This is a genomic window from Marinobacter azerbaijanicus (assembly GCF_030250645.1).
Taxonomy (GTDB): domain Bacteria; phylum Pseudomonadota; class Gammaproteobacteria; order Pseudomonadales; family Oleiphilaceae; genus Marinobacter; species Marinobacter azerbaijanicus.
In genome coordinates, this window is record NZ_JASSVS010000011.1 from 15,425 (window position 1) to 41,581 (window position 26,157).

The following is a 26,157-nucleotide window of genomic DNA, read 5'->3' on the forward strand; positions in this document are numbered from 1 at the left end:
ACACATCCGGCTATCCCGGCGCTAGAGATGCGAAATTTTTCAAAATACCGCATCAGCAATCAGTAGACGTGCGAAACCGGGCCGTAAGGTCCCTCATTGAAAGCGCTTCCTGTTTCAATGCCGCGCTGACTTCCCTGCTGCCAGCGACACTCTGGGCCAGCGTTGCCGCGTGGGCGCCAAGCGCGGAGGACCTGTGGCCGACCCGGTCGATTTCCTCACGTTGAAGCGTCAGTGCATCATTGATGGTGGCGCTGCGAAGCTCCAGGTCCGAAAACCGATGGTTCATGGACACCAGGTGGGCCTTCAGTTCCTCCAGCGTCTGGCGATTACCGAGTCCGGCGTCTTTCATCTCTGCAATTTGATGCTCAACGCCCTCAACGCCTTCAACCAGATCCCCTACCCACTGGCGGATTTCTCCGGTGGAATCGGCAGTGCGCTTTGATAACGTGCGGACTTCATCAGCAACAACCGCAAACCCGCGCCCGTGTTCGCCCGCTCTTGCTGCCTCTATCGCAGCATTCAGGGCCAGCAGATTCGTCTGTTCGGCTATGTCCGCAATCACGCCAATGACCTTTTCGATCTTGAGCGTTGATTCCGTCAGCTCATGAATAGATCCGGATACCCGACCAATGACTTCGACCGTGTGCTCCGCCGCTGTTTCACTCTTTCTCAGACCGGACTGAATATCCGCGTTTGCGCTGACCGCTTCCTGGATGGTCTCCCTGGACTCGCCGGTGGATGCCTCAATCGCGGAGGCCTGATCGGCAATTGCCTGCATTGAGTCGGTCACATCCTGAATCTGGCGATGGGTGGTTTGGGAGGCGGACTCCAGCTCTTCGGCCTGGGAATCAAGACGCGCCGATCTATCATTGACGCTTTGTGACGCCACCCGGATGTCACCGATGAACGCTTCAAACCGGCCCACCAGGCGAATCAGGGCGGTCGCAACCCCCGCCACTTCATCCGACCCGCTCAGTTTCGGGGTATTGGCAAGGTCCGAACACTCATCCATCAGGCGAAGATCCTGTTCGATACGCTGCAGCCTTATGATCACGATTTTTCTCAGCCATAGGGTCATCAGCACAATGACCAGCAGAAAGACGACGAAGCCGGTGATCAGAGATACCTGCTGACTGCCGAGATACTCCAGCAGTTCGCTGGATTCCTGACCAATCCGGGCACGACTGGCCACCTCCCGGGCACTGATGCTCTCAAGCATTGGCGACAAGGCAGGAAAGAGATCGAAGTCCACGGCTTTGCCTGCCTGATAGTAACTTTTCTCGCGGATTCCCTCCCCCAGCTTTTCAAGGTACAAACCTACAGGCTCGTAAACACTCTCATGGTCCTCGGCCCACTGGCTCAACTGCGCATTCTTTTTAACAGCGCTCCACTTGGCGGGAATCGACTCTGAAAGTGCGGCGAATTCCTCCTCGATTTCATCCCAAAGCAACAACTGGCCCTTGATCTTGAAAGAAAGATCCTGCAACTGGCGCAAATCCTGTTCCAGATCGTTCAGCAACCAGGATTCTGTCAGGCGATTCTGTATCAGTTGTTCTGCAGCGTCTTCCGCCTTGATGATGATTGACCAGGACAACAGGGCGACAGCCGAGAGCGCAAAGACCGAAAGAAATGAAAAGAAGAGAATCCTACTGCGAACCGTTCTGAGCATGGTGCCCCCATCATCGAATGAGGGCCCGATAGTGAACATCGAATGTGACAACCAGATTGCAAATTCCTGGAGGCGAGCCATTTTTCGGCAGAAATTTAAGGCCGGCTTCCTCAGTTACTCTTCTATCAGAGCATTGTCCTGCTCCGAGGAATCGCTGTCACTCGAGTTCCAGGCCACGGCCCGCTGCAACAGTTCCGAATTTTTGGAAACCACGAGTTTCTTTTTCATGTGATAGCGATGGGAGTCCACGGTCTTTGGGCTCACGCACAGCCGACCGGCGATTTCCTTCGAGGAGAGCCCCTTACCCAGCAACGCAAAGACTTCCAGTTCGCGATCCGACAACACGTCTTCTGGCCGTTCCCAAACGGGAGCCTGCTTTTGCGTCCGGCGCTGGACGATATGAGATGCCACAGCGGGATCCAGGTAAATGTTGCCCCTCAACACCTCCTCTATTGCGCTTATGAGCTTGGATGCCGCCTGCTCTTTATTGATGTAGCCATTGGCACCTGCTCTCAGTGAGCGTTCGGCGTAGATCATATCGTCGTGCATGGAGGCAACAAGGATTTTGGTGGCCGGTTTCTCGGAGTGGATTCGTTTGATCAGTTGCAGGCCACTGCCCTCGGCGAGTGTGAGGTCCACAATAATCAACTGGGGGTGCTCCTTTTTCATAGCCTGTATGGCTTCGGTGACCCCGGCGGCTTCTGCGACAATCTGATAGCGATCGTCCCTGCCAATCAGATTCGCAAGTCCTTCCCTGAATATGGGGTGGTCGTCCACGATCATTATTGCGGTTTTCATGGTTATCACCCTATGGTTAGGAGTCTTGGGCCCGCTCAATCCGGCATACAACCTTGGTGCCTTTCGGGTCGTAGTTCATAATGTCCAGTTCCCCTCCAACCAGACTGCAACGGTACTCCATGATCCGAAGCCCCTGGCCCGAGAAGCTGGACCGCTTCTGCAGAGGCACCCCGTGGCCATCATCAATAATCTGGAGCTCGACACCACCGCCCTTGCAGGAAAGCCCTACCACGACCTGTTTGGCCCCGGAATGTTTGCGGGCATTATGCACCCCCTCCTGCGCAATTCTGAGCAACTGTATTTCGGTTTCGCGCGGTAAGGCCATCAATGACTCAGAGTGCGAAAGGTGAAAGCTGCACTTGATGCCATCCTGTTCCGGAATACTCCGCACCAGCGCCTCAAGAGCGTCCACCAGGCCGCCATCTGACACATCAATCGGAGCAAGATCGAAAATGATCGTCCTGAGCTGGGCAATGCACTGCTGCAGCTTTTCACTGAATCTCTGGAATTTCGAAGCGTCAGCCGCGTTGATCCCGGCCTGGTCCTCAGCGATCACTCTGGTATCGAGGGACATGGCAGCAAGTTCCTGCCCCAGGCTATCGTGAAGCTCCCGGCTAATCCGGCTGCGCTCGCTCTCTGTCACCTGCATAACTTCCCATTCGAGGCGCTTTTTTTCTCGCAGGTCCCGCAAAACGATGGTGAAACGATCGTCTTCGTCGATACGGGCCAGAGCCATCTCAACGGGGATTTTTTTGCCACTTTTCATTCGCCACAGAGCTTCCCGACGCACTTTCGGCGCCTCACCTACTTCCTCCTCCGCACAGTCCGCCAACGCTCGTCTGAACACATCGGCGCCTGCATTCGTGAGCAGGGTCAGCAAGCTGACTCCCAGCAACTCATCTTCAGCGTAGCCGAACACCCTGCAGGTGGCCCGATTAAGGGATTGAATCATGCCCTTTGAATCGATCGTGATGATAGGATCCGCTGCCGCATTCAAAACCGCCAGAGTCTCCTGCCGACTGGCCAGGTACTGTCTCGCGCGCTCCTGCACCCGCTCCTCAAGGTCACGATTGAGGCTGGATAACTCTGCCTCCAGCTTCTTCTGGTCGGAAATGTCAGTCAGCGATGCAAACCAACTGAGCTCGCCCGGGTTCAGCTCGCTGTCGAGTTCGCTCTCCAACAGCACAGTCCGGGGCACAGCACCACCGGTTTTTAATTTGAGCGCCGTTGACTGGGTTTGCGAATGATTCACCAGAGCATAATAGTGCAGATGAAGAGCATCCTGAGACTCTTCATCTACAAATTCGTGCAGGAAACGATCAACGATACGGGCTGGCGGCATCCCGAACAGATTCGCAGCAGCGCGGTTACAGTTCAGGATTTCACCTTTTGTCGAGAGCGTCAGAAAAGCAACAGGCGCCATTTCATAGAGCACTGCGTAGCGGTCGTGAGCAGCCCGCAGGTCGCTTTGAACTTTCCTGAGCTCTTCATTCTGGACTTCAAGTTCAAGCTTATGAATACTCAGTTCTTCGACAAGACTCTGGAGGTCTTCTTCCTCTTCCTCTTCTTCCTCCTGACCGTCCGCTCTTCGCGCCTGCAGTCTCGCCTCAGCTATCGCACGAAGGTCCCGGCTCAATGGCTCATGATCGTTGAACCTGCGCGAATCTTTCATAGCAACCCCACCCACACTAGTTGTGGCTCACCAGAGCCCGCTGGCAGCTTCCTGATTTCCAGCTGCAGAGTTGGTGCCTCGTCCGACTTATTCTGGCTGATTGGTCGCACCGACATCTGCAGAGTCTTCTGGCTGCCTTCAAGAATACGATTCAAACATTGCGCTATCCCCTCGGAGGATCGCTGCTCACGGACAAGGTCCGTTAGCCGCATGCCTTCCGCCGATTGGCTCTCCACCTGAAGGGCCTTCGCCATGGCCCCCGTGATCTGAACAACAACGCCATCGACGTCGACCAACAAAAAAGGGTGTGACAACTGCGAGAGGAGCTCCCGAGAATGGGACTCAGCAAACTGGCTTCTTTTGACCTCGTTGATCTCCACAAAGGTACAAATCAAACCATCCACGACGTTTTCCCGGGTGCGGTAAGGCAGCAATTTCATCAGGTACCAATCTCCCTGCTTTGTTGTTACCTCTTTTTCGATACCCTTAAGTGTAGACAATACTGACAGAGCGTCTTCAATGAGTTCTTCGCCTTTGAGGTGGATGGCCAGCTCACCTATGGGGCGCCCCTCGTCCGAGTCCCGAACCGCAACGATGTCCTTGGCCTTCTCTGTGAAGCGCTTCAGTTTAAGCTCGTTGTCCAGATACAGGATCGCCATCGCTGTGCTATTCAACAGGTTCGCCATATCATCGTTGGCATCGGACAGCCTGTTCACTTTTTCGACCAATTCTGAATTGATGGTGCTCAATTCCTCGTACAGCGAATGCGTTTCCTCTTTGGAGGTTTCCAGCTCTTCATTACTGCTCTGCAGCTCCTCATTGGTCGACTGCAATTCTTCATTGGCGGATCTGAGCTCAGCGTTCTGGTTTTCAACCTGCTCCAACAATGCCCGGTAAGATGCCCTCGACTTCTCCAGATCCCTCTCCAGTTCAAAAACGTGGGAGGCAGGCTCCTCCTCGTCCCGCGATTGTTCAGCTTCCTCTGTCCCTGTAGGGCTGGCGCTCGGTGTTTCGCAGTCATGGAAAAGAATCAGGAATAGCCCCCGCATGGACTTCGGAGCTTGCAGTTTCTCCACACCCACAAGCACGTAACTGTCGCCAGAAGGGTCAATTTTGAACTTCTTTTCAACAACCCGGCCTTCTGAAGATGCCGCTGAATGCATCAGGGCGGGCAGCCCCCTCGGGAGATCACCTCTGCCCATTTCAAAAATGTTGTAGCGGGGCCGGCCTTCGACCGGCTCGAGGAACCTTCCAGCATCACCGTGTAAATAGAAAATGTCGCCGCGCTCACTCATCACAAGCGCGCCTGGCGCAAATTTCCTGGCCAGCAGCTTTAATACCTTTTCGGCAATCGCCGGCTGGTCTCTTGGGAGGGGCTGTGCCGTGGCGGGGGTGTGATGGAGCGACCTGTCCGTGCGCCGCCTGCCACGAAAGTGTTGCATTGATGCCCGTTCGGACAATATGTCGGGATTACGTCTGAAGACTTTCCACTTGGAATTAAGGGTTTTGAAAGTCGTGGATGTTTCTCCGACCGATTCTGAGGGCCCCAGCACCAGCGTACCCATATTCCGGAGCGACATATGAAACAGGGAGATCAAGTCAGTCTGCAGGTCCTGATTCAGGTAGATCAGAAGATTGCGACAGGAAATCAGGTCAATGTTGGTAAACGGCGGATCCTTGAGAAGGTTATGTGGTGCGAAGATGATCTGTTCGCGAACAGATTTTCGAATTTTGTAACGATCATTCGCGTAAGAAAAATAGCGGCTCAACAACGACTCGGGAACTTCATTGACAATTCCTGCGGGGTATTCGCCTCGCCGGGCGATTGAAATGGCATCCGCATCGAGATCTGAGGCAAATATCTGAACCCGCCTGGAAATATTTTTCTCGCGAAGCACCTCGTTCAGCAGAATCGCAATCGAATAGGCCTCATCTCCCGTAGAACACCCCGCAACCCAGACCCGAAAGCCTTCACTGTACTCGTGCTGTCGCAAAACTTCGGGAAACAGCTCGTTCCGACAGTAGTCCCACAGGCCAGGGTCTCGAAAAAACTCTGTGACGCGAATCAGCATGTCGCGAAACAGATGGTTCGCCTCATCCTCATCGTGGTGGAGATATTCGAGGTACTCTGAGGCTTTCCGGAACCTGTGCAAGGCCATGCGCTTGGCAACCCGGCGCTTCATCGTATTAGGCTTGTAGCTTGAAAAATCGTGGCCAACTCTATCCTGCAACAATTCGCATATTCGGCGGAGTTGGTCGGTCGAAACCAGTTCATCCTCACCTTTACTGAGACCCAGCGTTTCGCACTGACGGAGGTAGCCCGCCAACTTCGCGCCCATGTCTTCAGGCGGCAATACATAATCGGCCAGGCCCGTGGTTATTGCGTTGTCCGGCATGCCCGAGAACTCGGCCGACTCCGGCTGTTGGACCATGATCATGCCGTCCTGGGCCTTTATCGACCTTAGCCCGATGGCGCCGTCGCTTCCCGATCCGGATAGCACAATGCCGGTCAGCCGGCACTGCACCTCTTCTGCCAATTGCTGGAACGTAAAATCGATGGGGTGGTAAACCTTCATTGGCGGATTACCACCCCCGTCTTGCGACGGTGTGCGCGCAGACGCTTCACAAGCACTGAGCAGTCTGAACTTCCCTCCCTCCAGCGTGATAAAACACTCCGTCGCAGGGTTCGTATAAATGCAGTCAGGTTCCGGTGCCATACCATCGGTAATTTCAGTTGCCCGTTTACCTGAACTGCGGGCAAGCAATTCCGGCAACATACTTTGTTGTTCGCTTTTGTGGTGGGTGATCACCAGATAGATACAACGGGCTTCGTCCGATACTCCGGAAAAAAACGCTTTCAGTGCATCCAGACCGCCGGCTGAGGCGCCGAGCACGACAATTGGCAGGTTTTCATCGGATGACTTGGGGCGCGAGGCGGCGTCTGATTTATACATAGCGTTTAATTCGTTCCTTACCCAAAGAGTGGCACTTGCTCTGTTCGAATCCAGTTACGCCAGTTTATCCGCACTGCCAGGTGTCTGTTTTCGGTTTCGGCTCGTCAGGGCCGGAGTTAAAGGTTTTTCTTATACTTCTTTCAAGCTCTGCCCCATTTTTCAAACGCCGGAGCCCACCTATAGTTTCCTTTGCAGGTTAAAAAACACTCTGTGTCCTCGTTTGGGATGTACGAGCATAACAAGACCCTGCCATAAAAAAGATTAGTGACGACATGGAGCCTGATTATGATCCCTTCCCATCGACCATCCGTTAATGAATCTTCTCAGAGTTCGGCCAGGATTGCATTGAACCTGCGCGAGCGTACGCAGGAAGGCATAACAATTACCAATGAGAGAGGCATTATCTCCTACCTCAATAAAGCAGCGGAAAACATACTCGATGTAACGTTCGACAAGGCTGTTGGGGAACCCATCAACGAGATTCTCGCGCTAACCCCCCTCTCGCCCGCAGAGCCGATTGCCGAGTCATGCCTGAACGGCCAATTCATTCCCGCAATGCTGGAAGGGCTTTTCAGACTTCGTCGAGGCAAGATCACAACCATCGTCAGCATAAAGATTGCAGAAATGGACAACATGGAAGCTGATGGCAAAGAGGTGGTGTTTATTATCCGGCAGATCCCCGACTATTCACGTCTGACCCCCAGAGTGCGCTCGGCCGCATCGCCCGTAAAAATATCCCTCTGGCATGAGCCCCCATTCAACCCCGAGATACCGAAAAAAAAGCCAGAGTCATCGCGATTCAGTCTCACCTACCTGTGTCTCAGGGGGTGCGCTTCCGAGCCTGCCCCGGAGCCAGACGTTCTCAACGACTGCCTCGAAGAAGCCTCCGCGCTGATCGGGCAACTGACATCCGCAAGCGGCTCGCTCTACCAGATCGGCAACGGCGAATCCGTCATGTTTATGACGGAGACCGCAGAGAATTCGGCCATTGAGGTCACACTCAAACTCATCGGCATCATACGTGCCAGATTCCAGCTTGCTGCAAACGGCAGTCTTCGTCTCGGCCTTTCGGCCGGAATACTGGTCATGCCATCAGATTCATCGAAACGGGACACATCCCTGATGATAGAGGCGGCCCGCCAGTTGTGCATTGAGGCGCAGGAAATTGGCGATAACGCAATTCAGATTTATGACCTGAATTCCCATCAAGAAGGTAACATCATGGGTTATCGTGGCGCTGCCAGGGAGTGATTAAAGGTGGCATACCGGATACGGAATCCTCAAAAGCACGAGGAATTCCTCACCAGTTCTGCATTACAGACAGACGATGCTCATGGTCAAGATGCTCAGCAGCAACTGATGCATGAGCTCACTGGCATGTGCTTCGATCGACTGGCTGCGCAGCTTCATTGCGAGCAGTTGGAGCAGCACCGGGCCCACCTCAAGCGAAGGCTAGGCAGAGACCCCGGCATGCAGGTAGCCGCTCTCGACTACATGGTCAATGTAGCGCCGGACACCGACAGCCAGCCTGTTATCATTGACCGTGAACAGCTGAACATGCTGCTGCAGTTCTCGCGCATTGATAGCATGACCGGGCTGTATAACCTGTGCACGTTTCAGAGTGTCATGGAAAAAGAGCTGGCACTGGCCAAACGTAATGGCAAGCCCCTTGTTCTCATTATGGCGGACCTGGACAACTTCAAGACTGTTAACGACTCTGAAGGCCATCAGAGTGGTGATGATGTATTGCGGCAAGTCGCTGAGGTTTTTAGCGAAAACCTCCGAGCGATGGACATTGCGGGTCGGTACGGTGGCGATGAGTTCATTTTCGGTCTGCCAGAGACAGACATCAGCTCAGCCATCGAAATAACGGAAAGGATCCGGGAGAAAGTTGAAGCAATCTTTTCTGACCGCAGCGCCACCACCCTCAGTATCGGGCTTGCATCCTATCCAGGAGCGGGGAGAAGTCTGGAAACTCTCATAACTGCTGCCGACAAAGCGCTTTATGAGGCCAAAAGTACGGGTAAAAACAGGCTGAAAGCAGCGCCGTCCTATCCTTGGGCGGAAAAGGCTCCGTAGCCAGATTGATCGCCCCGCCTCAGCAGCCTGTAAGCCACATCGGTCACGGTCTGAAACATTTAACGGCGTGAAGCTTCGAGAAAAATAATGGAGGCGCGGGTCGGAATCGAACCGGCGTTAACGGAGTTGCAGTCCGCTGCATAACCACTCTGCCACCGCGCCGGTAAAAGTACGAAGGGGATTCGTTACTTTTATGCTCTCAGGTGGACATTGAGAGACTGTGTTAATTGGAGCGGGAAACGAGATTCGAACTCGCGACCCCAACCTTGGCAAGGTTGTGCTCTACCAACTGAGCTATTCCCGCTTGATCAACGAGGGCGTATTCTACGGATTCGGCGGTATGCGTCAACCACTTTTTTCAACTTTCTGTTTTACTTACGGTTATTGATTATTTTTCACGCAAGGAATAGCAGCCGGATGGCAAAATTTCAGCTAGTATCAGGGTCTCACAACACCATTTCCTGAAGACAGGCACAGGAACCGCAGATGTCCTCACCCGGCCAGCTGGATTTTGAAGCCGATCGCCTTGTTGTCTCCGGCGACTGGACGCTGCCGAATTACGCCAGGTTGAAGCAGGCGGTAACAGCGGCTCTGGCATCACCAGAAGCCGCAGACTATGCCCCGGACCTCACCTCCATTGAGGCCCTGGATACGTCGGGCGCCTCTCTGCTGGCGGAACTTCTCGGCGCACAGAAGTTGGCAGAGCTGACCGACCACGCATCGGGTCTTCCCCCGGAGCGCCGGGATTTGCTGCGGCTGGTGGCCGACGCCATGGCCAGGCCGGACGAGGAGTTGCCCCGGCAGGGGTCGGCATTGCTGGTTTTTCTCGCCCGGGTCGGTCGGCAGGTTGAGCACTACTGGGACCAGCAACGTCTGCTGATGGGTTTTACCGGGCAGATCCTCGCAACCATGTTTGCAATTCTCCCGACCCCCCGGCGCTGGCGCATGACGCCACTGGTCGCGCATATCCACCAGACCGGCCTCAACGCACTGCCGATTGTGGCCCTGCTCACCTTTCTGGTGGGTGCGGTTGTGGCGTTTCTGGGGGCGACCATTCTTGATGACTTCGGGGCGACCATCTACACGGTCAACCTTGTGGCGTTTTCCTTCCTGCGGGAATTTGGCGTGCTGTTGGCGGCGATTCTTCTAGCCGGCCGGACCGCGAGCGCGTTCACGGCACAGCTCGGGTCCATGAAAGCCAATGAGGAGATCGATGCGTTGCGGACCTTCGGCCTGAGCCCGATTGAGCTTCTGGTCGTTCCCCGGGTGCTTGCCATGGTTGTATCCCTGCCCATACTGACCTTTGTCGGTATGATCAGCGGTATCATCGGCGGCTCACTGGTATGCGTGCTGGTGCTGGATATTTCGGTGCCCCAGATACTCAATATCCTGGAAACCAAGGTAAGAGCCATTCACTTTTTCGTTGGTATTGGTAAAGCACCCGTATTCGCCTTTGTTATCGCCGTGATTGGCTGCCTTGAAGGTTTCAAGGCCCGTGGCAGCGCGGAGTCCGTTGGTGAGCACACCACCTCTGCCGTGGTACAGTCGATCTTCATGGTGATCCTGCTGGATTCCATTGCCGCAATTTTCTTCATGGAGATGGGTTGGTGAAGCGACAGGACTCGCAACAGGATGTAGTTATCAGAGTCCGGGACCTTTGCAACCGGTTTGGCAGCAACCGGGTCCATGAGCATCTGGATATCAGCCTCTATCGCCGTGAAATACTGGGCGTTGTTGGCGGGTCCGGAACCGGGAAGTCGGTGCTGTTACGCAGCATCGTCGGTCTTCACCAGCCAGACTCCGGGGCCATTGAAGTCTTTGGAAAGGAGCTTGAGGCGCTGACTCAGGAGCAGCGATCCCAGGTTGAGCGCCGCTTTGGCGTACTGTTCCAGAGCGGAGCACTCTTTTCTTCCCTCACGCTGCAGGAAAACGTCGCTCTGCCACTGATTGAACACGCCAGGTTGTCCCGGGAAGATGCAGAGCACCTTGCCCGGGTAAAGCTGGCGCTGGTGGGACTGCCCTCTCATGCCTCCACCATGGTCCCCGCACAGCTTTCCGGCGGCATGGTAAAAAGGGCATCACTGGCCCGGGCGCTGGCGCTGGATCCGGAAGTACTGTTTCTCGACGAGCCCACAGCAGGGCTTGATCCCATTGGCGCGGCAGCATTTGACCGGCTGATCGTCACGCTGAGGGATGCCTTGGGCCTCAGCGTGTTTCTGGTCACACATGATCTGGATACGCTATACAGTACCTGTGACCGGGTGGCCGTGTTATCAGAGAAACGGGTGCTGGTGGCTGGCCCTCTGGAGGCCGTTGAGGCCACCGACGACCCATGGATTCGTGACTATTTCCATGGCCCGAGGGGCCGGGCGGTCCATCGGGCGGGACCAGCAACTGACGGAGCGTTTGAATGAATCGAGAGGACGTCTGAGATGGAACCCAGAGCACACCATGTCCTTATCGGGCTGTTTACACTGATCTTTCTGGCAAGCGCCCTGCTATTCGCGCTATGGCTGGGTAAAACCAGCAGCGACCGGGATTATGCCTGGTATGAGGTGGTCTTTGACCGTGGCGTGAGCGGGCTTTCCGAGGGGAGCCCCGTCAAGTACAGCGGGATTGAGGTGGGCGATGTTTACCGGCTCAGCCTGGACCCGGACGACCCACGCAATGTCAGGGCCCTCGTGCGCGTCTACAGCGATGTACCTATCAAGGAAGATACCCGGGCAGGCCTGGCGCTGACCAATATCACCGGCAGCATGAGCATTGAGCTCGAAGGCGGAACGCCGGGTAGCCGGACGCTGGAGGGTGATCGTGAGTCGCCGCCGACCATACATGCTGAGCCATCGGCCCTGAATACATTCATGGCCACCAGCGAAAAACTCTTTGCCAAGCTCGATAAGGTACTGACGAACGCCAATTCCATGGTCTCGCCAGAGAACGCCCAGAATCTCTCCCGCAGCCTGCAGAACATAGAAACCCTGTCTTCCGACCTCCTGGAACAGCGGGAGGATCTGAGCAGACTGGTGACCAGTTTTGATCAGCTCAGCAAACAGACCGAGGCCACCCTCGAAACGTTCCGAAGCTTTGGTATGACAGCGAATTCCATGCTCGATAACGAGGGCCGGCAGTTATTCGCCACTGCACAAAGCGCCATGAATTCGCTTGAGGCATCCACCACACGGCTTGAACAGCTGACAGCGAGGAATGAAGGCGCCCTCGACCAGGGCATGCAGGGGTTCGGGGAACTTGCTCCGGCCATGCGCGAGCTGCGCAATACGCTGAGAAGCCTCAACAACGTCGTCTACCGCTTCGAGGACGACCCAGCCGGCATGCTGCTGGGCCGCGAACCAATCCGGGAGTTCAATCCGTGAGAGTTCCATTGCTGCGAGTACTGATTGCCACCGGGGCCGTGATATCACTGGCCGCATGCACCGTGTTTCCGGAACAGCCGGCCCATCGGATCTTTCAGCTGCCGGCCCCTGCTGTGCAGGAAAGCTCTGACAAGCCCGTTGACAGCACTCTCCGTGTATCGATTCCCCTGGCGGTAACCCCCATCGACAGCTCGCGCATTCTGGTCAAGCCAGGCGCCCATGAAATTCGGGCTTATGAGGGTTCCCGCTGGAGCAACCGCGCGCCCGTCGTCCTTGGGAATTACCTGCTTGAATCGTTCCGAAGGGATGGCCGGGTGGCAACGGTGATCACCGATACGAGTCCTGCACGAAGTGACCTGACCCTGGCCGGTGACCTGACCCGTTTCCAGGCTGAGTATCGTGATGGCACACCGGTTGTCCACCTGTACCTGAACCTGCAGCTGATTAACGAACGCACGCGGGAAACCGTTGCGAACAGACGTTTCGAGGTCCGCCACCCTGCTGACGGAGAGTCTGTTGAAGCCGTGGTGGAAGCCTTTGGACAGGCCAGTCATCAACTGGCCAGGCAGGCAATCAACTGGACTCTCGACAACATCTGATCAGTGTCAGCCTGCTTCTTTTTCGGGAAACAGGTCGGGCCAGGCGGCCTTGAGATAGAGAATCATTGACCAGAATGTCAGGACGGCTGCCACATACAGCAGCACTGTTCCGACATGGGCCCAGAGCACGCCGGGCGGAAACGCCAGCAGCATGATAATGGAGACCATCTGTGCGGTGGTCTTGATCTTGCCAATATAGGACACCGCCACACTCCCCCGGCTTCCGATTTCCGCCATCCATTCCCGCAGTGCGGAAATGACGATCTCACGACCAATGATGACCGTGGCGGGAATGGTCAGGATAAAGCTCGCATGGGATTCAATGAGCACTGTGAGCGCCACGGCCACCATCAGCTTGTCCGCCACCGGATCCAGGAAGGCGCCGAATGGTGTGCTCTGATCCAGTTTTCTTGCGAGGTAACCATCCAGCCAGTCGGTCCCTGCAGCAAGCCCGAAAATTCCGGCGCTGACGAGATAACTCCACTCAGCCGGCAGATAATAGATGATCACGAATACCGGGATCATCAGGATGCGGGAAAGTGTGAGTATATTCGGTAAATTCATGCTGTCCCTACTCGTCATGCAGTACTGCGTAGATGGTTTCTGCCAGGTTCTTGCTGATTCCCTGAACCTTGGACATTTCGTCAACACTCGCCTTACGAAGCTCCTGAAGGCCGCCGAAGTAGCGAATCAGATCACGACGGCGCTTCGGGCCGACGCCTTCTATACCCTCAAGGGTAGATTGTCTGCGCTTCTTGTCACGCCCGGCACGGTGGCCGGTAATGGCAAAGCGATGGGACTCGTCCCTTATATGCTGGATCAGGTGCAGTGCTGGCGAATCCGCCGGCACCCGGTAGACATCGCCGGTCATCGCATCAATTAGCTGTTCCATGCCCGCACGCCGTGTGACGCCCTTGGCGACACCGATAAGCGGTATGTCTGTAACGCCAAGCTCATCAAATACTTCCCGGGCAACGTTCAACTGGCCTTTGCCACCGTCAATGAATACCAGGTCCGGGCGCTTGCCCTCGCCCGCCACCATGCGCTTGTAGCGCCGTGTCAGCACTTGACGCATGGCGCCGTAGTCATCTCCGGCGGTGACGCCTTCAATGTTGTACAGGCGATAGTCACTCTTCAGCGGCCCATTCTCGTCGAAAACCACGCAGGATGCGACCGTGTTTTCACCATGGCTGTGGCTGATATCAAAGCATTCCATGCGGGACGGCGTTTCTGCCAGTTCCAGCAAGTCCCGCAGTGCCAGGAGCCGGCGGTAGACTGTTTCTTTGCTGGCCAGATGACTCAGAAGAGTCTGGCGGGCATTGGTCATGGCCAGTTCCAGCCAGCGACGTCGTTCACCGCGCACGTTCTTGCGAACGCGGGTATCGCGGCCAGCAGACTCCGTAAGCGCCTGGGACAACAGCTCCTGCCCCTCAACATCCACCGGAACAATAATGTCCGGCGGGATTTCCCGACGGGTGCTGCCACCAAAATAGTACTGGCCCAGGAACGCGCTTAACTGTTCACCTTCCGACTGTTCGATGCTGTAGCGTGGGAAATAGTCCTTGGTACCCAGTACCCGGCCGCCACGCACAATGATCACCACGATGCACACCACCCCGGCATCCTGGGCGATGGCGACCACGTCGGCATCGCCACCCTCCCCGTCAACGCTCTGCTGCTCCTGGACGTGGCGAAGGTGATTGATCTGGTCCCGATAGGCAGCCGCTTTCTCGAACTCCAGGTTCTTCGATGCAGTTTCCATGGCTTCCATCAGATCCTGCAGGATGGCCGGGTTCTTTCCCTCCAGGAACATGGTGGCGTGACGTACATCCTCGCGATAGTCTTCGGGAGAGATAAAGCCTACACACGGCGCCGTACACCGGTTGATCTGATATTGCAGACAGGGGCGGGTACGATTCCTGAAATAGCTTTCACTACAAGATCTTATGCGGAATATCTTCTGTAGTACATTAAGACTTTCCTTGACTGCTCCGGAGCTTGGGAAAGGCCCGTACCAGGTACCGCCACCCTTTTTTGTCCGGCCACGACGAAAGGTCAGAGAAGGATAGTCCTCATGGGACGACAGGTAGATATAGGGATAGGACTTATCATCCCGCAGCAGAATATTGTAAGGCGGCCGCAGGGACTTGATCAGATTCTGCTCTAGCAGCAGTGCTTCTGTTTCGCTACTGGTGATGGTGACTTCAATGGAGTTTATCCGGGATACCAGCGCCTCGGTTTTCGGGGCCAGGCCGGTCTTGCGGAAGTAACTGGCAACGCGTTTCTTCAGATTGCGGGCCTTGCCCACATAAAGCACGTTGCCTGCGGCGTCATACATACGATAGACGCCGGGCCGCTCGGTCAGCTGTTTCAGGAAGCTTTTGGTATCGAACTCCCAGTTGTTTTCTGCCTCAGCAGTATCAATCAGAGAATCAGACTTTGTCGGCATCAAGTAACCCGAGCCTGACCGCCATCAGCGCCAACTCAACGTCACTGGAGATTTCCAGTTTCTCGAAAATCCGATAGCGGTAACTGTTTACGGTTTTGGGGCTGAGGCAAAGTTTGTCGGAAATATCCTGCACCTTGTGGCAGTCAACAACCATCATGGCAATCTGCATTTCGCGTTCGGACAGTCGGTCGAAAAGCGACAGTTCGCCGCCCTCTTCCCCGGATTCACCGCCACCAAGCTGTTTGAGCGCCATTTTCTGGGCGATTTCGGGGCTGATGTAACGCTGCCCTGAATGAGCCATGCGGATAGCGCGCACCATTTCTCTGATGTCAGCACCCTTGGTGATATAAGCCGAGGCGCCGGCCTGCATCACCCGTGTGGGATAGGGATCGTCCGCGCAGGCAGTAACCACAATGACACGTACTGCGTCATCAATGCGGAGAATGCGACGGGTAGCTTCCAGCCCGCCAATACCGGGCATACGGATGTCCATCAACACGATGTCCGGGCTGTCTTTGCGCACAAAATCAATGGCTTCCTCACCAGAGGAGGCCTCGCCGATGACGTCAATATCGGGGTTGTCCGCCAGCATCCGGGTAATACCGGACCGGACCAGTTCATGGTCGTCTACAACCAATACCCTGATCAAAACTCACCTCGCACGCGGCATTTATAGAATGAAGGAATTGTACCGGTTAAGGGTGACAGGCGGTAGGTGCATCCATCAATACCTGGATATTCTCACACCCTTCAGCGCCGGTTGCCCAGGCTCGCCGTATTCTCGACCGGGTCAAACCAGACAACCAGGTCCCCACGCCGCACTGCGACTGTAACACGCTCCCGTTCAGACATGGGATTTTCGGTATCGTTGAGCCCGTGGTAGCGGGTGCAGTACTCGTCGACAAGCCCTTCGATCTGGTCTTCCGAGAGCAGTTCCGTGTCGACCACGAATTTTTCTTCCCGGGGATCCGGTTGGGGCTCCTGGCCTGCGTCGTCGGTCATTGTCCGCTCCGTTTCAAAGCTACAATGGTAATGGGTTTACAGTGGATGTAGAAGGCCCGACTTCTCAACACCCACGGGATTCACTATCATGCCCTGCTTTCAGAGGCCCGGGGCATTATGAACCAGTCTGTCTTCCGCTTAACGCTGCCAATTCTGTTCGGCTACCTGCCCCTGGGCATGGCCTTTGGCGTGCTGTTTACCACACAACTGGATTATCCCTGGTGGGCGGCCCCGGCCATGGGCATCCTGATCTACGCCGGCGCCGGGCAGATTCTTGCCGTCAGCCTGCTGGCCGCCCAGGCCGGGCTGCTGGAAGTGTTCGTGGCCATGTTCGTGCTCAATGCCCGCCACCTGTTCTATGGTCTGTCCCTGCTGGGCCAGTTTCACGGCGCAGGCTGGCGCAAGGCCTATCTGATTTTCGGCCTGACCGACGAAACCTACTCACTGCTCACCAGCCGCGCGCGGTCGGCGGACAGGCCCCACGAGCAGGTACTGGATTTCCGCATCACCCTGTTCAACCAGTGCTACTGGGTAGCGGGCTGTGCCCTCGGCGCCCTTCTGGGGGCCAACGTGGCGTTCAACAGTACCGGCATTGAATTCGCCCTGGTGGCATTATTCATCGTACTGACGATTGAACAGTACAAGGCGCTTGGCGATGCTTTTCCGGTGATGGTCGGGGCTGCCGCTGCTGCGCTCGCGATCCTTGTGCTGCCGCCAGCGCATCAACTGATCGGGGCCATTGTGGTGGTCAGTGTGGTTTTGCTGCTGCAGTATCGCAAGCTTCGCCGGAATCCGGCAACGGAGGGCGCCGGCCATGGCTGATACCTGGTATCTGGCAGGTTTCATTGCGGTTGCCGCCGCTGCCACCTTCGCTACCCGGGTTATTCCGTTCCTGTTTTTCCAGAGGCATACGGAACACCCGCTGGTCCGGCACCTGGGCCGTTACTTGCCTGCCGCGGTCATGGCGCTGCTGGCGACCGTGTTTCTTCAACGCTCCGCCTCCTGGCACAGCACTCTTCCGGGGTTTGACGCACTGATACCCGCCGCCCTGGTTGTGGCGGTTCACCTGTGGCGCCGCAACGCGCTTTTATCCATCGCCTCCGGCACGATAGCCTATATGGCTATACTGCAACTGAACCTGATACAGGTGTAAATCATGGCGCCCGACAAGCTCTTTTCCCAGGCCTGCGAAAACAACAAACAACCGATACTTGAGCGCATCAGGGATACGTTTACCAGCCCGGGCACAATACTGGAAATCGGCAGCGGCACGGGCCAGCACGCGGTTCATTTCGCATCGGCACTCCCCCATATCATCTGGCAGCCCAGCGACCGGCCCGGCGCCAGCGGCCACTGTCTTGGCTGGATCAGCGAGTCCGCGCTTGCCAATATCCGTCCGCCGCTGGAGCTGGATGTCGCGTCAGCGAGCTGGCCGGTAGACAGCGTCGATGGCGCCTTTTCCGCAAACACCGCCCACATCATGGCATGGGAGGAAGTACAGGCCATGTTCGCCGGGCTGGCAAAGCGGATGAGTAGCGGGGCACCGTTTTGCCTTTACGGACCATTCAGCTACGGTGGAAAGCATACCAGCGACAGCAACCGTCAGTTTGACCGGCACCTTCGCCTTCAGGCATCACACATGGGCATCCGCGATATGGATGAGCTGTTGAAACTGGCGGAACAGGTAGGCTTCCGGCTCGAAAGCGACCATGAGATGCCCGCCAACAACCGTTTGCTGGTATGGCGTAAACTGTAGATAGCCGTTCTATAAGGGAGGAATCAGACAATGAGCCATCAGAGACTGACAATGCTGATCAGCGGTAAGGTTCAGGGCGTCTATTACAGAGCGTCAACCGCAGAGAAGGCCACTGAACTCGGCGTGACCGGGTACGCAAAGAACCTGCCCGACGGACGTGTGGAAGTGGTGGCAGAAGGCCCTCAGGCGGCACTGGCGTCCCTGAAGCAGTGGTGCAACGAAGGCCCGCCTGCGGCAGACGTGGACAGGGTCGAGGCCACCGAAAGCACCGCTACCGGTGAATTCACCCGTTTTGAGCCCCGGTAACCAACGACCGGATGGCGCTTCTCGACACCTTTCTACACACCCTTGAAATCACCCTGCCAGTATTCGCCATGGTGTTTATCGGCCTGGGCCTCAGGCGCCTGGGCTGGATAGATGCCGCTTTTATCAATACCGCATCCGCACTGGTATTCCGCGCAACGCTGCCCACGCTGGTGTTCCTTAGTATTGTGCGGGCCGATCTGGATACCACCCTCAACGCCGCCCTGCTCGGTTTTTTTGTTATTGCCACTGTCGCCAGTTTCCTGCTCTGCTGGCTCTGGGCGCTGCGTGCGGTGCCTGTGGCGGATCGGGGAGTTTACGTTCAGGGTGCGTTCCGGGGTAACTGCGGCATTGTCGGCCTGGCCCTGGCGGCTAGCCTCTATGGCGATTACGGTCTGTCCGCAGGCGGTCTGCTGCTGGGTGTGGTGATCATTTCCTACAATACCCTCTCGGTGATTGTGTTGACCACCTACCTGCCAGGGCAAGCCGCCAGTTGGGGCCGCATTCTGGGGGACATTGTTCGCAACCCCCTGATTCTCGCAGTGGTGGTTGCCGTTCCATTCGCCTGGTCCGGCCTGAGCCTGCCGGCCTGGCTGATGACCAGCGGCGACTATTTTGCGTCCCTCACCCTTCCGCTGGCATTGATGTGCATCGGCGGAACGCTGTCACTGAGCGCCATGCGCAACGACCGCAAACTGGCCATCAGCGCCAGTGTCATGAAAATGGTGACGCTACCGGTTCTGTGCACACTGGCCGCCTGGCTGGCCGGATTCGAAGGCCGGGAACTCGGGCTGATGTTCCTGTTCTTCGCCAGCCCCACGGCGGCGGCCAGCTTTGTCATGGTCAAGGCGCTGGGCGGGAACGATCGCCTCGCCGCCAATATTGTGGCACTGACCACGCTCATGGCCAGCGTGACGGTCACCCTTGGCGTGTTTGCACTGCGCACCGCAGGCATTGCCTGAACCCACAGGGCCGGGTTGCTTGCAGTAAAATGGGCCTGACCTCACAATGCATTTCCTATAAATAGTATTTACAATGCGCAATATAGTCGGAAAGTCTATCCGGCCAGATCAAGACACCTGACATTCGAGCGGTACAGGCTAGTCGCAATGGACGAAGTTCTGAACAAACTGGCGGTTGCCGTCTCTGAAGACGACGACCTGGAATCACTGGTCAAATCCCTGCTGGAACTCCTTGAGGCCGTGACTGGCCTTGAATCCACCTACCTGACGCACATTGACGCCGCCAGCGGCGTCCAGAGAGTGGTGTTTGCCCGTAACAGCAGCAACCTCTCCATTCCGGAGGGGCTGACGGTTCCCTGGGGCGACACACTGTGCAAGCGGGCGCTGGATGAAGGGCAGCTGTTTACAGACGACGTCAAAAGCCGCTGGGGAGATTCGGAGGCCGCCAGAGACCTGGGGCTGACCACCTACATCAGCGAACCGGTGCATGTCGGCGACAATGAACTGTACGGTACGCTGTGTGGCGCGAGTACACGGAAGGTGCCCGTTTCTGATGAGGCCCGACGACTGCTATCCATGTTCAGCAAGCTGATCGCCCGCCAGCTGGAGAGAGATCAACTGCTGGCCACACTCCGGCGGGAGCATATAACACTGCGGGAATACGCCCTTACTGATCCGCTGACTGGCATTCCCAACCGACGTGCGATGGAGGCTGAGCTGAAACGCTCACTGGCCAATGCAGACCGTGCCGGCAACGTCATTCACCTGGCATTTATCGATCTGGATGGTTTCAAGTCCATTAATGATGACTACGGGCATGACGCTGGAGACCGGTTCCTCATTGAGATGGCGAAAAAAATCAGCGCCGGGTTGCGGGATGGCGATTTCATTGCCCGCATCGGAGGTGATGAGTTCGTTGTGTTCGGCAGCGCCTTTTCCAGTGACCACGAATCTGGCCGGAAGGCGATACGGGAGCGGATTGAGGATCTCAGCAAAGGGGCATTTCATCTCGGGACTGCACACATCGACTACCAAGGGGCCAGTGTCGGTGTTGTGACTTCGGAGCCCCGGATGGTGATCCCGGAGGAGCTGTTGGCCCTGGCGGATGAGGCAATGTATTCAGTCAAGAAGGCCAGACGCGGGAAATAGCCGGAGCCCTAATTCCCACGACGTTCTCGCTGGCAGCGTAAACGCCAACGCCTCAAATGTGTTATGGTCCATTCCTGCTCCGCGAGCTACCTGGCATTTTCCACATGCTTGAACCACTCGAGCGCCTCCCTCCGGCGTCTTCTCGAAATCTCGCGTTCAGATTGGTGGTCCGCCCACCCCCGGCCTTCTGTTTCTCCCCGCAGATGTTGCTTTCACCCTAATCACGCCATCGGTTAATCCGAATTTGGTACTTCCTCTGCGAAGCCGCAGCGCTTTGCCTGTAATCAAAGCAAGTAAGGAATGATTAGCGACGGATAATAATACTTCAGGAGATAACCATGAAATTCTTGAACACCCTCTCGACGGCTGTTGTAGTCAGCTCACTCTCGCTTGGCGCGACCCTGGCCCAGGCAGACTCGAAAGAGCCTATTGTCATTCCCACCCATAACTGGACCAGCCAAATCACCATGGCATACGTGATTGGCGGTATTTTTGAAAGCATTGGCAACAATGTTTCCTATGTGCCTGCTGACAGCCAGGCGGTCTACGAATCAATTCGTAACGGTGACGTCACAATTTCCCACGAAGTCTGGCAGTCCACTTTTGGCAAGTCCTTCAACAACGCCCTGGACGCCGGCGGCATCATTGATGTGGGCGCGCATGCCGCGGTCACCCAGGAAGAGTGGTGGTATCCGGCCTATGTCGGCGACCTATGCCCCGGCCTGCCATCCTGGGAGGCACTGAACGAATGTGCTGACCTGTTTGCAACAGCCGGCAGTGGCGGCCAGGGCCGTTATCTGGATGGCCCCATGGACTGGCATGGCCAGGAAACCCTGGAGCGCATCGAAGCCCTCGACATGAACTTTACCGCCAAGTTTGCCGGGTCTTCTGGCGCCCTCTGGGCTGAACTGGAATCAGCGGCCAAAGACAACCGTGCCGTCGTCGTCTTCAACTGGTCACCTAACTTCACCGATGCCGGTGACGGGGGCAGCTTCGTTGAATTCCCCGCCTATACCGACGGCTGTAAGAAAGTGGATGGCGGTGATGGCAAGTGTGGCTCACCGCCAGCAGGCTGGCTGAAGAAGGCCGCGCATTATCAAATGCCGAAGAAATGGCCCTCTGCCTACAAAATCTTTAACCAAATTTCCTTCACCAAAAGTGATATCGGCAACATGGCCGCTCTGGTTGATATCGATGGCATGAGCCACGAAGCAGCCGCGACCAAATGGCTGGCCGACAACGAAGCCACGTGGAAAAAATGGCTATAAGCCACCTCCCCCTGACCTGAGTGCGCTGCATTCAGGTCAGGCACGGGTCCCTTTTCTTTTTTAGGAATTCGATTATGTCGACATCAACTCGGCCAGTCATCAAGTGCGAGTCTGTCTATAAAATTTTTGGTGACAACGCGGCGAAGATTCTGGAGAAGTCCGGCGGCAAAGTGGAAACCGCAGCATTACTGGACGCCGGATGCGTCATTGGCGTCAACAACGCTTCCTTTGAGGTGCATAAGGGAGAAATACTGGTGGTCATGGGCCTGTCAGGCTCTGGAAAATCCACCCTTTTGCGCTGCATCTCCCGCCTGATCGACACCACCGCGGGCGCTATATTCATTGATGGTGAGGATCTGCTTGCCATGAATGACAGGGAACTCATCGACATCCGCCGGAACAAGATGGGCATGGTGTTTCAGAATTTCGCCCTGCTGCCGCACAAGACGGTCCTGGAAAACATTGCCTTACCCCTGCAGGTGAAAGGCATGAGCACCCGCGATAGCATGGACCGGGCGATTGACATGGTCAGCCTGGTGGAGCTCACCGGTCGCGAAAACGACTTCCCGCGCCAGCTCTCCGGCGGTCAACAGCAGCGTGTCGGTATTGCCCGCTCACTGGCCGTAGAACCGGATATCTGGTTTCTCGATGAACCCTTCTCCGCCCTGGACCCGCTGATTCGCCGAGAAATGCAGGATGAGTTCCTGCGGTTACAGAGTGTACTGGGCAAGACCATCCTGTTCGTGACCCACGACTTCGATGAAGCACTGCGCCTTGCCGACCGCATCGCCATTATGAAAGACGGCGTTATCGAACAGATCGATACCCCCGCCAACATCGTGTTCAGCCCCGCTACGGAATACGTCGCCAGGTTTACCCGTGAAGTGCCTCGCGAGCGCGTGCTCTCCTGCCAGACCATCATGGGGAAATATGACGCCTCCGCGGAAATGAGCAACATCACCGTGTCTGCCGACGCCATTATCGAAACCGTGGCGGAACCGGTGCTAACCGAGCCGAAACCCGTGGCGGTGACCGACGCCGAAGGCCGGATCCTGGGCGTATTGGACAGCCGCATCATGATTGACGCCCTGTTTAGCGAGACACAGAGCGTGGCGGTTACTAACTGAGTCGTGAGCCAGAGCTAATGCACTATTTCAGAGAACATAAATGGATTCAGTTCGCCGCCCTGTTGGCGGTGTTCTATGCCCTGGTAATGGCCATCGATCCAGCCACGGGTGGTAACCTCTGGCGCCTGCAGGAGACTCCCTTCTGGCTGCTGCCTGACCTGATCAATGACGGCCTCAGGTTCGTCATCGATGACTTCTGGGTAGTCGATGTCTACGACGCCGAGCTCGACCTGACCGAAGAATCGACCCTGATGAAAGAGTTTACCCGCACCCTCTCCGGCGCGGTTCTCTTCAGCATCAATCTGATCCGTGAACTTCTGTTAGGGGGCGTCAAAACCGTTGTCGCCTTTACCAGCTGGGACTTCATCAGTGCCAACGAGTGGGCCCGCATCCCCGCACTGCCCTGGCCGGCCGTCGCCGCTGGCGCATTCCTGACAGGCCACTATCTTGGCGGCCGTAACCTGGCCCTTCTGGCCGGTGCCAGCACCATCTACATTGCGCTGTTTGGTCAGTGGACACCCGCCATGCAGACCCTGTCCTTTGTGCTGGTGACGGTGCCCCTGTCGCTTTTCCTGGGGCTCGCCCTGGGGACCATTGCCTACAAGAACAAAACCTTCGAGGCCATCCTGGCGCCGTTGTTGAACGTGGCCCAGTCCATGCCGCACTTTTCTTACCTGATTCCAGTGGTGGTCTTCTTTGGCATTGGTGACCATGCCGGCGCCATTTCAACAGTGATTTTTGCCACCCCCCCGATGATTCGCCTGACCATCCTCGGTCTCAAGAAAGTTTCACCCGAGGTGCTGGAGGCGGGCATGATGAGTGGCTGCAATGCGCGCCAGCTAATGTTCAAGGTGCTCATCCCCTCGGCCCGTCATGACATTCTGATCGGCGTCAACCAGGTCATCATGCAGTGTCTGGCCATGGCTGTCATCGCCTCCTTTATCGGCGCCAGGGGGCTGGGCTACGAACTGCTGGTGGCATTGAACTCGCTCCAGATAGGCCGGGCCCTCGAACTCGGTGTGTCCATCGTCCTGATTGCCGTGGTTCTCGACCGGTTATCCCTGGCCTGGGCCCATAAACAGACCGATTACCTTGCTGACCGGCCGTTTCATGTCCGTCACAGGCATTCCCTGTGCTTCCTGGGGATTTTGATCGGCACGTCTGTTGCCGCCTACCTGGCGTCGATGGTTTTCCCCGACAAGGCTAACTACCTCTACTTCATTCATGAATCACAGGGATTGAGTACCGAGAGCTTCTGGGACCGTATCGTCGACTGGCTCGTCACCCACACGTACGACAGCGTGCAAAGCTTCAACTTCTTCATGACCACCTCAGTGCTGATGCCCATGAAAGCGGCTTTTCTGGCGATGCCGGTCGCGGCGACCCTGTTCCTGGTCGCAGGCACCGGTTACATCGTCGGCGGTCTGCGTTCCGCCCTGATCGTGACCGCTTTCATTGCCTTTATCGCGTTGACCCCCTGGTGGGACCGAGCCCTCATTACCGCCTACATGACCAGCTTCGCGGTCATCATTGCCGTGACTATCGGTTGCAGTGTCGGCATCCTGTGCTCACGCAGCCCACGGGCCACCAAGGTTATCCTACTGGTTTGCGACACCTTGCAGACATTCCCATCTTTCGTCTACCTGATCCCCGTTATCATGCTGTTTGGGGTGAGTGACCTGTCCGTGCTGATCGCGGTAATCGTCTACGCCACGATTCCGGCCACCCGCTACACCGTGGAAGGGTTGAGCAACGTGCCTCAGACCCTGCAGGAAGCAGGCTCCATGTCAGGGGTTAACCTCCTGCAGCGTCTATTGAAAATTGAACTGCCGCTGGCCTTCCCCCACATCATGTTGGGCATCAACCAGACCGTCATCTTCTCTTTGTTCATGATTATCATCGGTGCCTTTATCGGTACCGACGACCTGGGCCAGCTCATCATGCAATCCCTGTCTCAAGCCAACGGTATGGGCCAGGGCATAGTGCTCGGTTTGTGCGTCGCATTTATCGGTCTCGCCGTGGACCATTTGATCCATACCTGGGCGGAAAAACGAAAGGAAGCGTTGGGGATCAATTGATCGGCCTGGGCATGGTTTTAGCGCCCGATATGCTGTCGCAAACCATGAAATTTGCGTCGATAATGCGTTGGAGTCATGCCCACCCGCTTAAGGAACTTGCGACCGAAAAACCCGGCATCCTGGTAACCCACAGCCTCCGCCACCGCGTCGATTGGCAGGTCCGACGCTTCCAGCATCTGTTTTGCCTCTTCCAGCCGCAAGGTCAGCACATAGTCAATCGGTGTCATTCCGGTGGCCTGTTTGAAGCGGCGTTTGAAGGAGCGCTCGCTCAGCCCGCTCAACGCCATCATCTGGGTGACCGGTGACGGCTGGTCATAGTGTTCTGCGACCCACACCTGGCATCGGGCGATCACCGCGTCATCGACCTGACGGGTGCAGGACAGAACCGCGTAGGGCTGCTGACCGATCTCGTGCCAGTCGATCAGGTGAACCTTTGCCACACGGATTGCCTCTTCCATGGTGCAGAACCGGGCGATGATGTACAGCCCCAGGTGCAGGCGGCGGCAATCGTTCCGCCGTTGTCCCAATAGCGTTTCAACCACTCGATTTCTGTCGCTAGCCCCTCGGCGAACCGGCTGTCAGGAGCGACGGCGATTTCCAGGATGCAGATGGCATCGGGATGATACTCGGGGCTCAATTGCCGATGGGGTTTGACCCAGCCACCATTGGCAACCTCCATGGCCTCTCCGCTTGCGGACACGATGGTGGGTTTGATCAGGGGGTGGCCGGGTTTTCCGCCGGTGAGCAATGCCCAGTCCCTGCCAGCGGAACAGAGCAGATCGTTCATGCCATAGACGGTGGACGAGGTGGTCTGGCCAAGGGCCAGGATGGCGATTTCCAATGGCTGGCATTGTGTCATGGCGACATTCTCCGGTCAGGTCATGATGTGCCGGGGCTTTACTGATAGGCCTATTAAATATC

At 56.4% G+C, this 26,157-nt stretch carries 25 protein-coding genes and 2 tRNA genes; 15 read left to right on the forward strand and 12 right to left on the reverse strand.

Going from position 1 to position 26,157, the window contains the following annotated elements; translation table 11 throughout:
• Nucleotides 1–52: 52 nt before the first annotated feature.
• From QPM17_RS17880 to QPM17_RS17895, 4 genes are all read right to left on the reverse strand, one after another.
• A complete protein-coding gene (locus QPM17_RS17880; RefSeq protein ID WP_285392448.1) occupies nt 53–1,669 on the reverse strand; it encodes a methyl-accepting chemotaxis protein in 1,617 nt (538 codons plus the stop codon).
• Nucleotides 1,670–1,783: 114 nt separating this feature from the next.
• Nucleotides 1,784–2,467: a response regulator transcription factor gene (locus QPM17_RS17885; RefSeq protein WP_285392450.1), complete on the reverse strand. Its 684-nt coding sequence runs from the start codon at nt 2,465–2,467 to the stop codon at nt 1,784–1,786.
• A gap of 16 nt (nt 2,468–2,483) precedes the next feature.
• Nucleotides 2,484–4,139, reverse strand: a complete 1,656-nt coding sequence (locus QPM17_RS17890; protein ID WP_285392451.1) for a PAS domain-containing sensor histidine kinase — start codon at nt 4,137–4,139, stop codon at nt 2,484–2,486.
• Nucleotides 4,136–7,093: a CheR family methyltransferase gene (locus tag QPM17_RS17895; protein ID WP_285392453.1), complete on the reverse strand. Its 2,958-nt coding sequence runs from the start codon at nt 7,091–7,093 to the stop codon at nt 4,136–4,138. The genes QPM17_RS17890 and QPM17_RS17895 overlap by 4 nt, the downstream gene beginning before the upstream one ends.
• A gap of 285 nt (nt 7,094–7,378) precedes the next feature.
• Between QPM17_RS17895 and QPM17_RS17900 the strand changes: the two genes are divergently transcribed.
• Nucleotides 7,379–8,344, forward strand: coding sequence for a transcriptional regulator (locus QPM17_RS17900; RefSeq protein ID WP_285392455.1), 966 nt, complete (start codon nt 7,379–7,381; stop codon nt 8,342–8,344).
• A gap of 108 nt (nt 8,345–8,452) precedes the next feature.
• Nucleotides 8,453–9,172, forward strand: a complete 720-nt coding sequence (locus QPM17_RS17905) for a diguanylate cyclase (RefSeq protein ID WP_285392457.1) — start codon at nt 8,453–8,455, stop codon at nt 9,170–9,172.
• Nucleotides 9,173–9,260: 88 nt separating this feature from the next.
• Here QPM17_RS17905 and QPM17_RS17910 read toward each other — a convergent pair.
• Together QPM17_RS17910 and QPM17_RS17915 are read right to left on the reverse strand one after the other, a co-directional pair.
• Nucleotides 9,261–9,334: transfer RNA gene (locus QPM17_RS17910), tRNA-Cys, on the reverse strand.
• Nucleotides 9,335–9,400: 66 nt separating this feature from the next.
• Nucleotides 9,401–9,476 (reverse strand) — tRNA-Gly (locus QPM17_RS17915).
• A gap of 182 nt (nt 9,477–9,658) precedes the next feature.
• Between QPM17_RS17915 and QPM17_RS17920 the strand changes: the two genes are divergently transcribed.
• The 4 genes from QPM17_RS17920 to QPM17_RS17935 are packed head-to-tail and all read left to right on the forward strand — an operon-like array spanning nt 9,659 to nt 13,142.
• Nucleotides 9,659–10,783 (forward strand): ABC transporter permease, encoded by a 1,125-nt coding sequence (locus QPM17_RS17920; RefSeq protein ID WP_285392459.1) that lies wholly within the window; start codon nt 9,659–9,661, stop codon nt 10,781–10,783.
• Nucleotides 10,780–11,586: an ABC transporter ATP-binding protein gene (locus QPM17_RS17925; RefSeq protein ID WP_285392462.1), complete on the forward strand. Its 807-nt coding sequence runs from the start codon at nt 10,780–10,782 to the stop codon at nt 11,584–11,586. The genes QPM17_RS17920 and QPM17_RS17925 overlap by 4 nt, the downstream gene beginning before the upstream one ends.
• Before the next feature lie 18 nt (nt 11,587–11,604).
• Nucleotides 11,605–12,543, forward strand: coding sequence for an MlaD family protein (locus QPM17_RS17930; RefSeq protein ID WP_285392464.1), 939 nt, complete (start codon nt 11,605–11,607; stop codon nt 12,541–12,543).
• On the forward strand, nt 12,540–13,142 hold the full coding sequence (locus QPM17_RS17935; protein WP_285392466.1) for an ABC-type transport auxiliary lipoprotein family protein: 603 nt from the start codon (nt 12,540–12,542) through the stop codon (nt 13,140–13,142). Before QPM17_RS17930 ends, QPM17_RS17935 begins: the two co-directional genes overlap by 4 nt.
• A 6-nt stretch (nt 13,143–13,148) precedes the next feature.
• On the opposite strand, the gene pgsA is transcribed toward QPM17_RS17935, so the two are convergent.
• The 4 genes from pgsA to QPM17_RS17955 all read right to left on the reverse strand — a co-directional run bounded on the left by pgsA (nt 13,149) and on the right by QPM17_RS17955 (nt 16,593).
• Complete coding sequence (gene pgsA, locus QPM17_RS17940; RefSeq protein WP_285392468.1) at nt 13,149–13,706, reverse strand: CDP-diacylglycerol--glycerol-3-phosphate 3-phosphatidyltransferase; 558 nt, start codon at nt 13,704–13,706, stop codon at nt 13,149–13,151.
• Between the two features lie 7 nt (nt 13,707–13,713).
• Nucleotides 13,714–15,591, reverse strand: coding sequence for an excinuclease ABC subunit UvrC (uvrC, locus tag QPM17_RS17945; RefSeq protein WP_285392470.1), 1,878 nt, complete (start codon nt 15,589–15,591; stop codon nt 13,714–13,716).
• Entirely contained in the window at nt 15,575–16,240 is a 666-nt protein-coding gene (uvrY, locus tag QPM17_RS17950) for a UvrY/SirA/GacA family response regulator transcription factor (protein ID WP_285392472.1), read from the reverse strand. Before uvrY ends, uvrC begins: the two co-directional genes overlap by 17 nt.
• A gap of 101 nt (nt 16,241–16,341) precedes the next feature.
• Nucleotides 16,342–16,593, reverse strand: coding sequence for a hypothetical protein (locus QPM17_RS17955; protein ID WP_285392474.1), 252 nt, complete (start codon nt 16,591–16,593; stop codon nt 16,342–16,344).
• Nucleotides 16,594–16,710: 117 nt separating this feature from the next.
• On the opposite strand from QPM17_RS17955, the gene QPM17_RS17960 reads away from it, so the two are divergent.
• The 9 genes from QPM17_RS17960 to QPM17_RS18000 all read left to right on the forward strand — a co-directional run bounded on the left by QPM17_RS17960 (nt 16,711) and on the right by QPM17_RS18000 (nt 25,236).
• Nucleotides 16,711–17,415, forward strand: a complete 705-nt coding sequence (locus tag QPM17_RS17960; RefSeq protein ID WP_285392475.1) for an AzlC family ABC transporter permease — start codon at nt 16,711–16,713, stop codon at nt 17,413–17,415.
• Entirely contained in the window at nt 17,408–17,746 is a 339-nt protein-coding gene (locus QPM17_RS17965) for a branched-chain amino acid transporter permease (RefSeq protein WP_285392477.1), read from the forward strand. The genes QPM17_RS17960 and QPM17_RS17965 overlap by 8 nt, the downstream gene beginning before the upstream one ends.
• 3 nt (nt 17,747–17,749) lie before the next feature.
• Entirely contained in the window at nt 17,750–18,349 is a 600-nt protein-coding gene (locus tag QPM17_RS17970) for a DUF938 domain-containing protein (protein ID WP_285392479.1), read from the forward strand.
• Between the two features lie 30 nt (nt 18,350–18,379).
• Nucleotides 18,380–18,655: an acylphosphatase gene (locus QPM17_RS17975; protein ID WP_285392481.1), complete on the forward strand. Its 276-nt coding sequence runs from the start codon at nt 18,380–18,382 to the stop codon at nt 18,653–18,655.
• 11 nt (nt 18,656–18,666) lie between these two features.
• On the forward strand, nt 18,667–19,614 hold the full coding sequence (locus QPM17_RS17980; RefSeq protein ID WP_285392483.1) for an AEC family transporter: 948 nt from the start codon (nt 18,667–18,669) through the stop codon (nt 19,612–19,614).
• Between the two features lie 147 nt (nt 19,615–19,761).
• A complete protein-coding gene (locus tag QPM17_RS17985) occupies nt 19,762–20,763 on the forward strand; it encodes a sensor domain-containing diguanylate cyclase (RefSeq protein ID WP_285392485.1) in 1,002 nt (333 codons plus the stop codon).
• Between the two features lie 338 nt (nt 20,764–21,101).
• The gene (locus QPM17_RS17990) at nt 21,102–22,031 is read left to right on the forward strand and encodes an ABC transporter substrate-binding protein (protein WP_285392487.1); all 930 of its coding nucleotides are present in this window, start codon (nt 21,102–21,104) and stop codon (nt 22,029–22,031) included.
• A 74-nt stretch (nt 22,032–22,105) separates the two neighbouring features.
• Nucleotides 22,106–23,158 carry a quaternary amine ABC transporter ATP-binding protein gene (locus QPM17_RS17995; RefSeq protein WP_285392489.1) on the forward strand — a complete coding sequence of 351 codons (1,053 nt, stop codon included), beginning with the start codon at nt 22,106–22,108 and terminating at the stop codon, nt 23,156–23,158.
• Nucleotides 23,159–23,175: 17 nt separating this feature from the next.
• Nucleotides 23,176–25,236 carry an ABC transporter permease gene (locus tag QPM17_RS18000; protein WP_285392491.1) on the forward strand — a complete coding sequence of 687 codons (2,061 nt, stop codon included), beginning with the start codon at nt 23,176–23,178 and terminating at the stop codon, nt 25,234–25,236.
• Nucleotides 25,237–25,253: 17 nt separating this feature from the next.
• Here QPM17_RS18000 and QPM17_RS18005 read toward each other — a convergent pair whose 3' ends face one another.
• Entirely contained in the window at nt 25,254–25,694 is a 441-nt protein-coding gene (locus QPM17_RS18005) for a GlxA family transcriptional regulator (protein ID WP_285392492.1), read from the reverse strand.
• Complete coding sequence (locus tag QPM17_RS18010) at nt 25,658–26,095, reverse strand: type 1 glutamine amidotransferase family protein (protein WP_285392494.1); 438 nt, start codon at nt 26,093–26,095, stop codon at nt 25,658–25,660. Before QPM17_RS18010 ends, QPM17_RS18005 begins: the two co-directional genes overlap by 37 nt.
• Between the last annotated feature and the right edge of the window lie 62 nt (nt 26,096–26,157).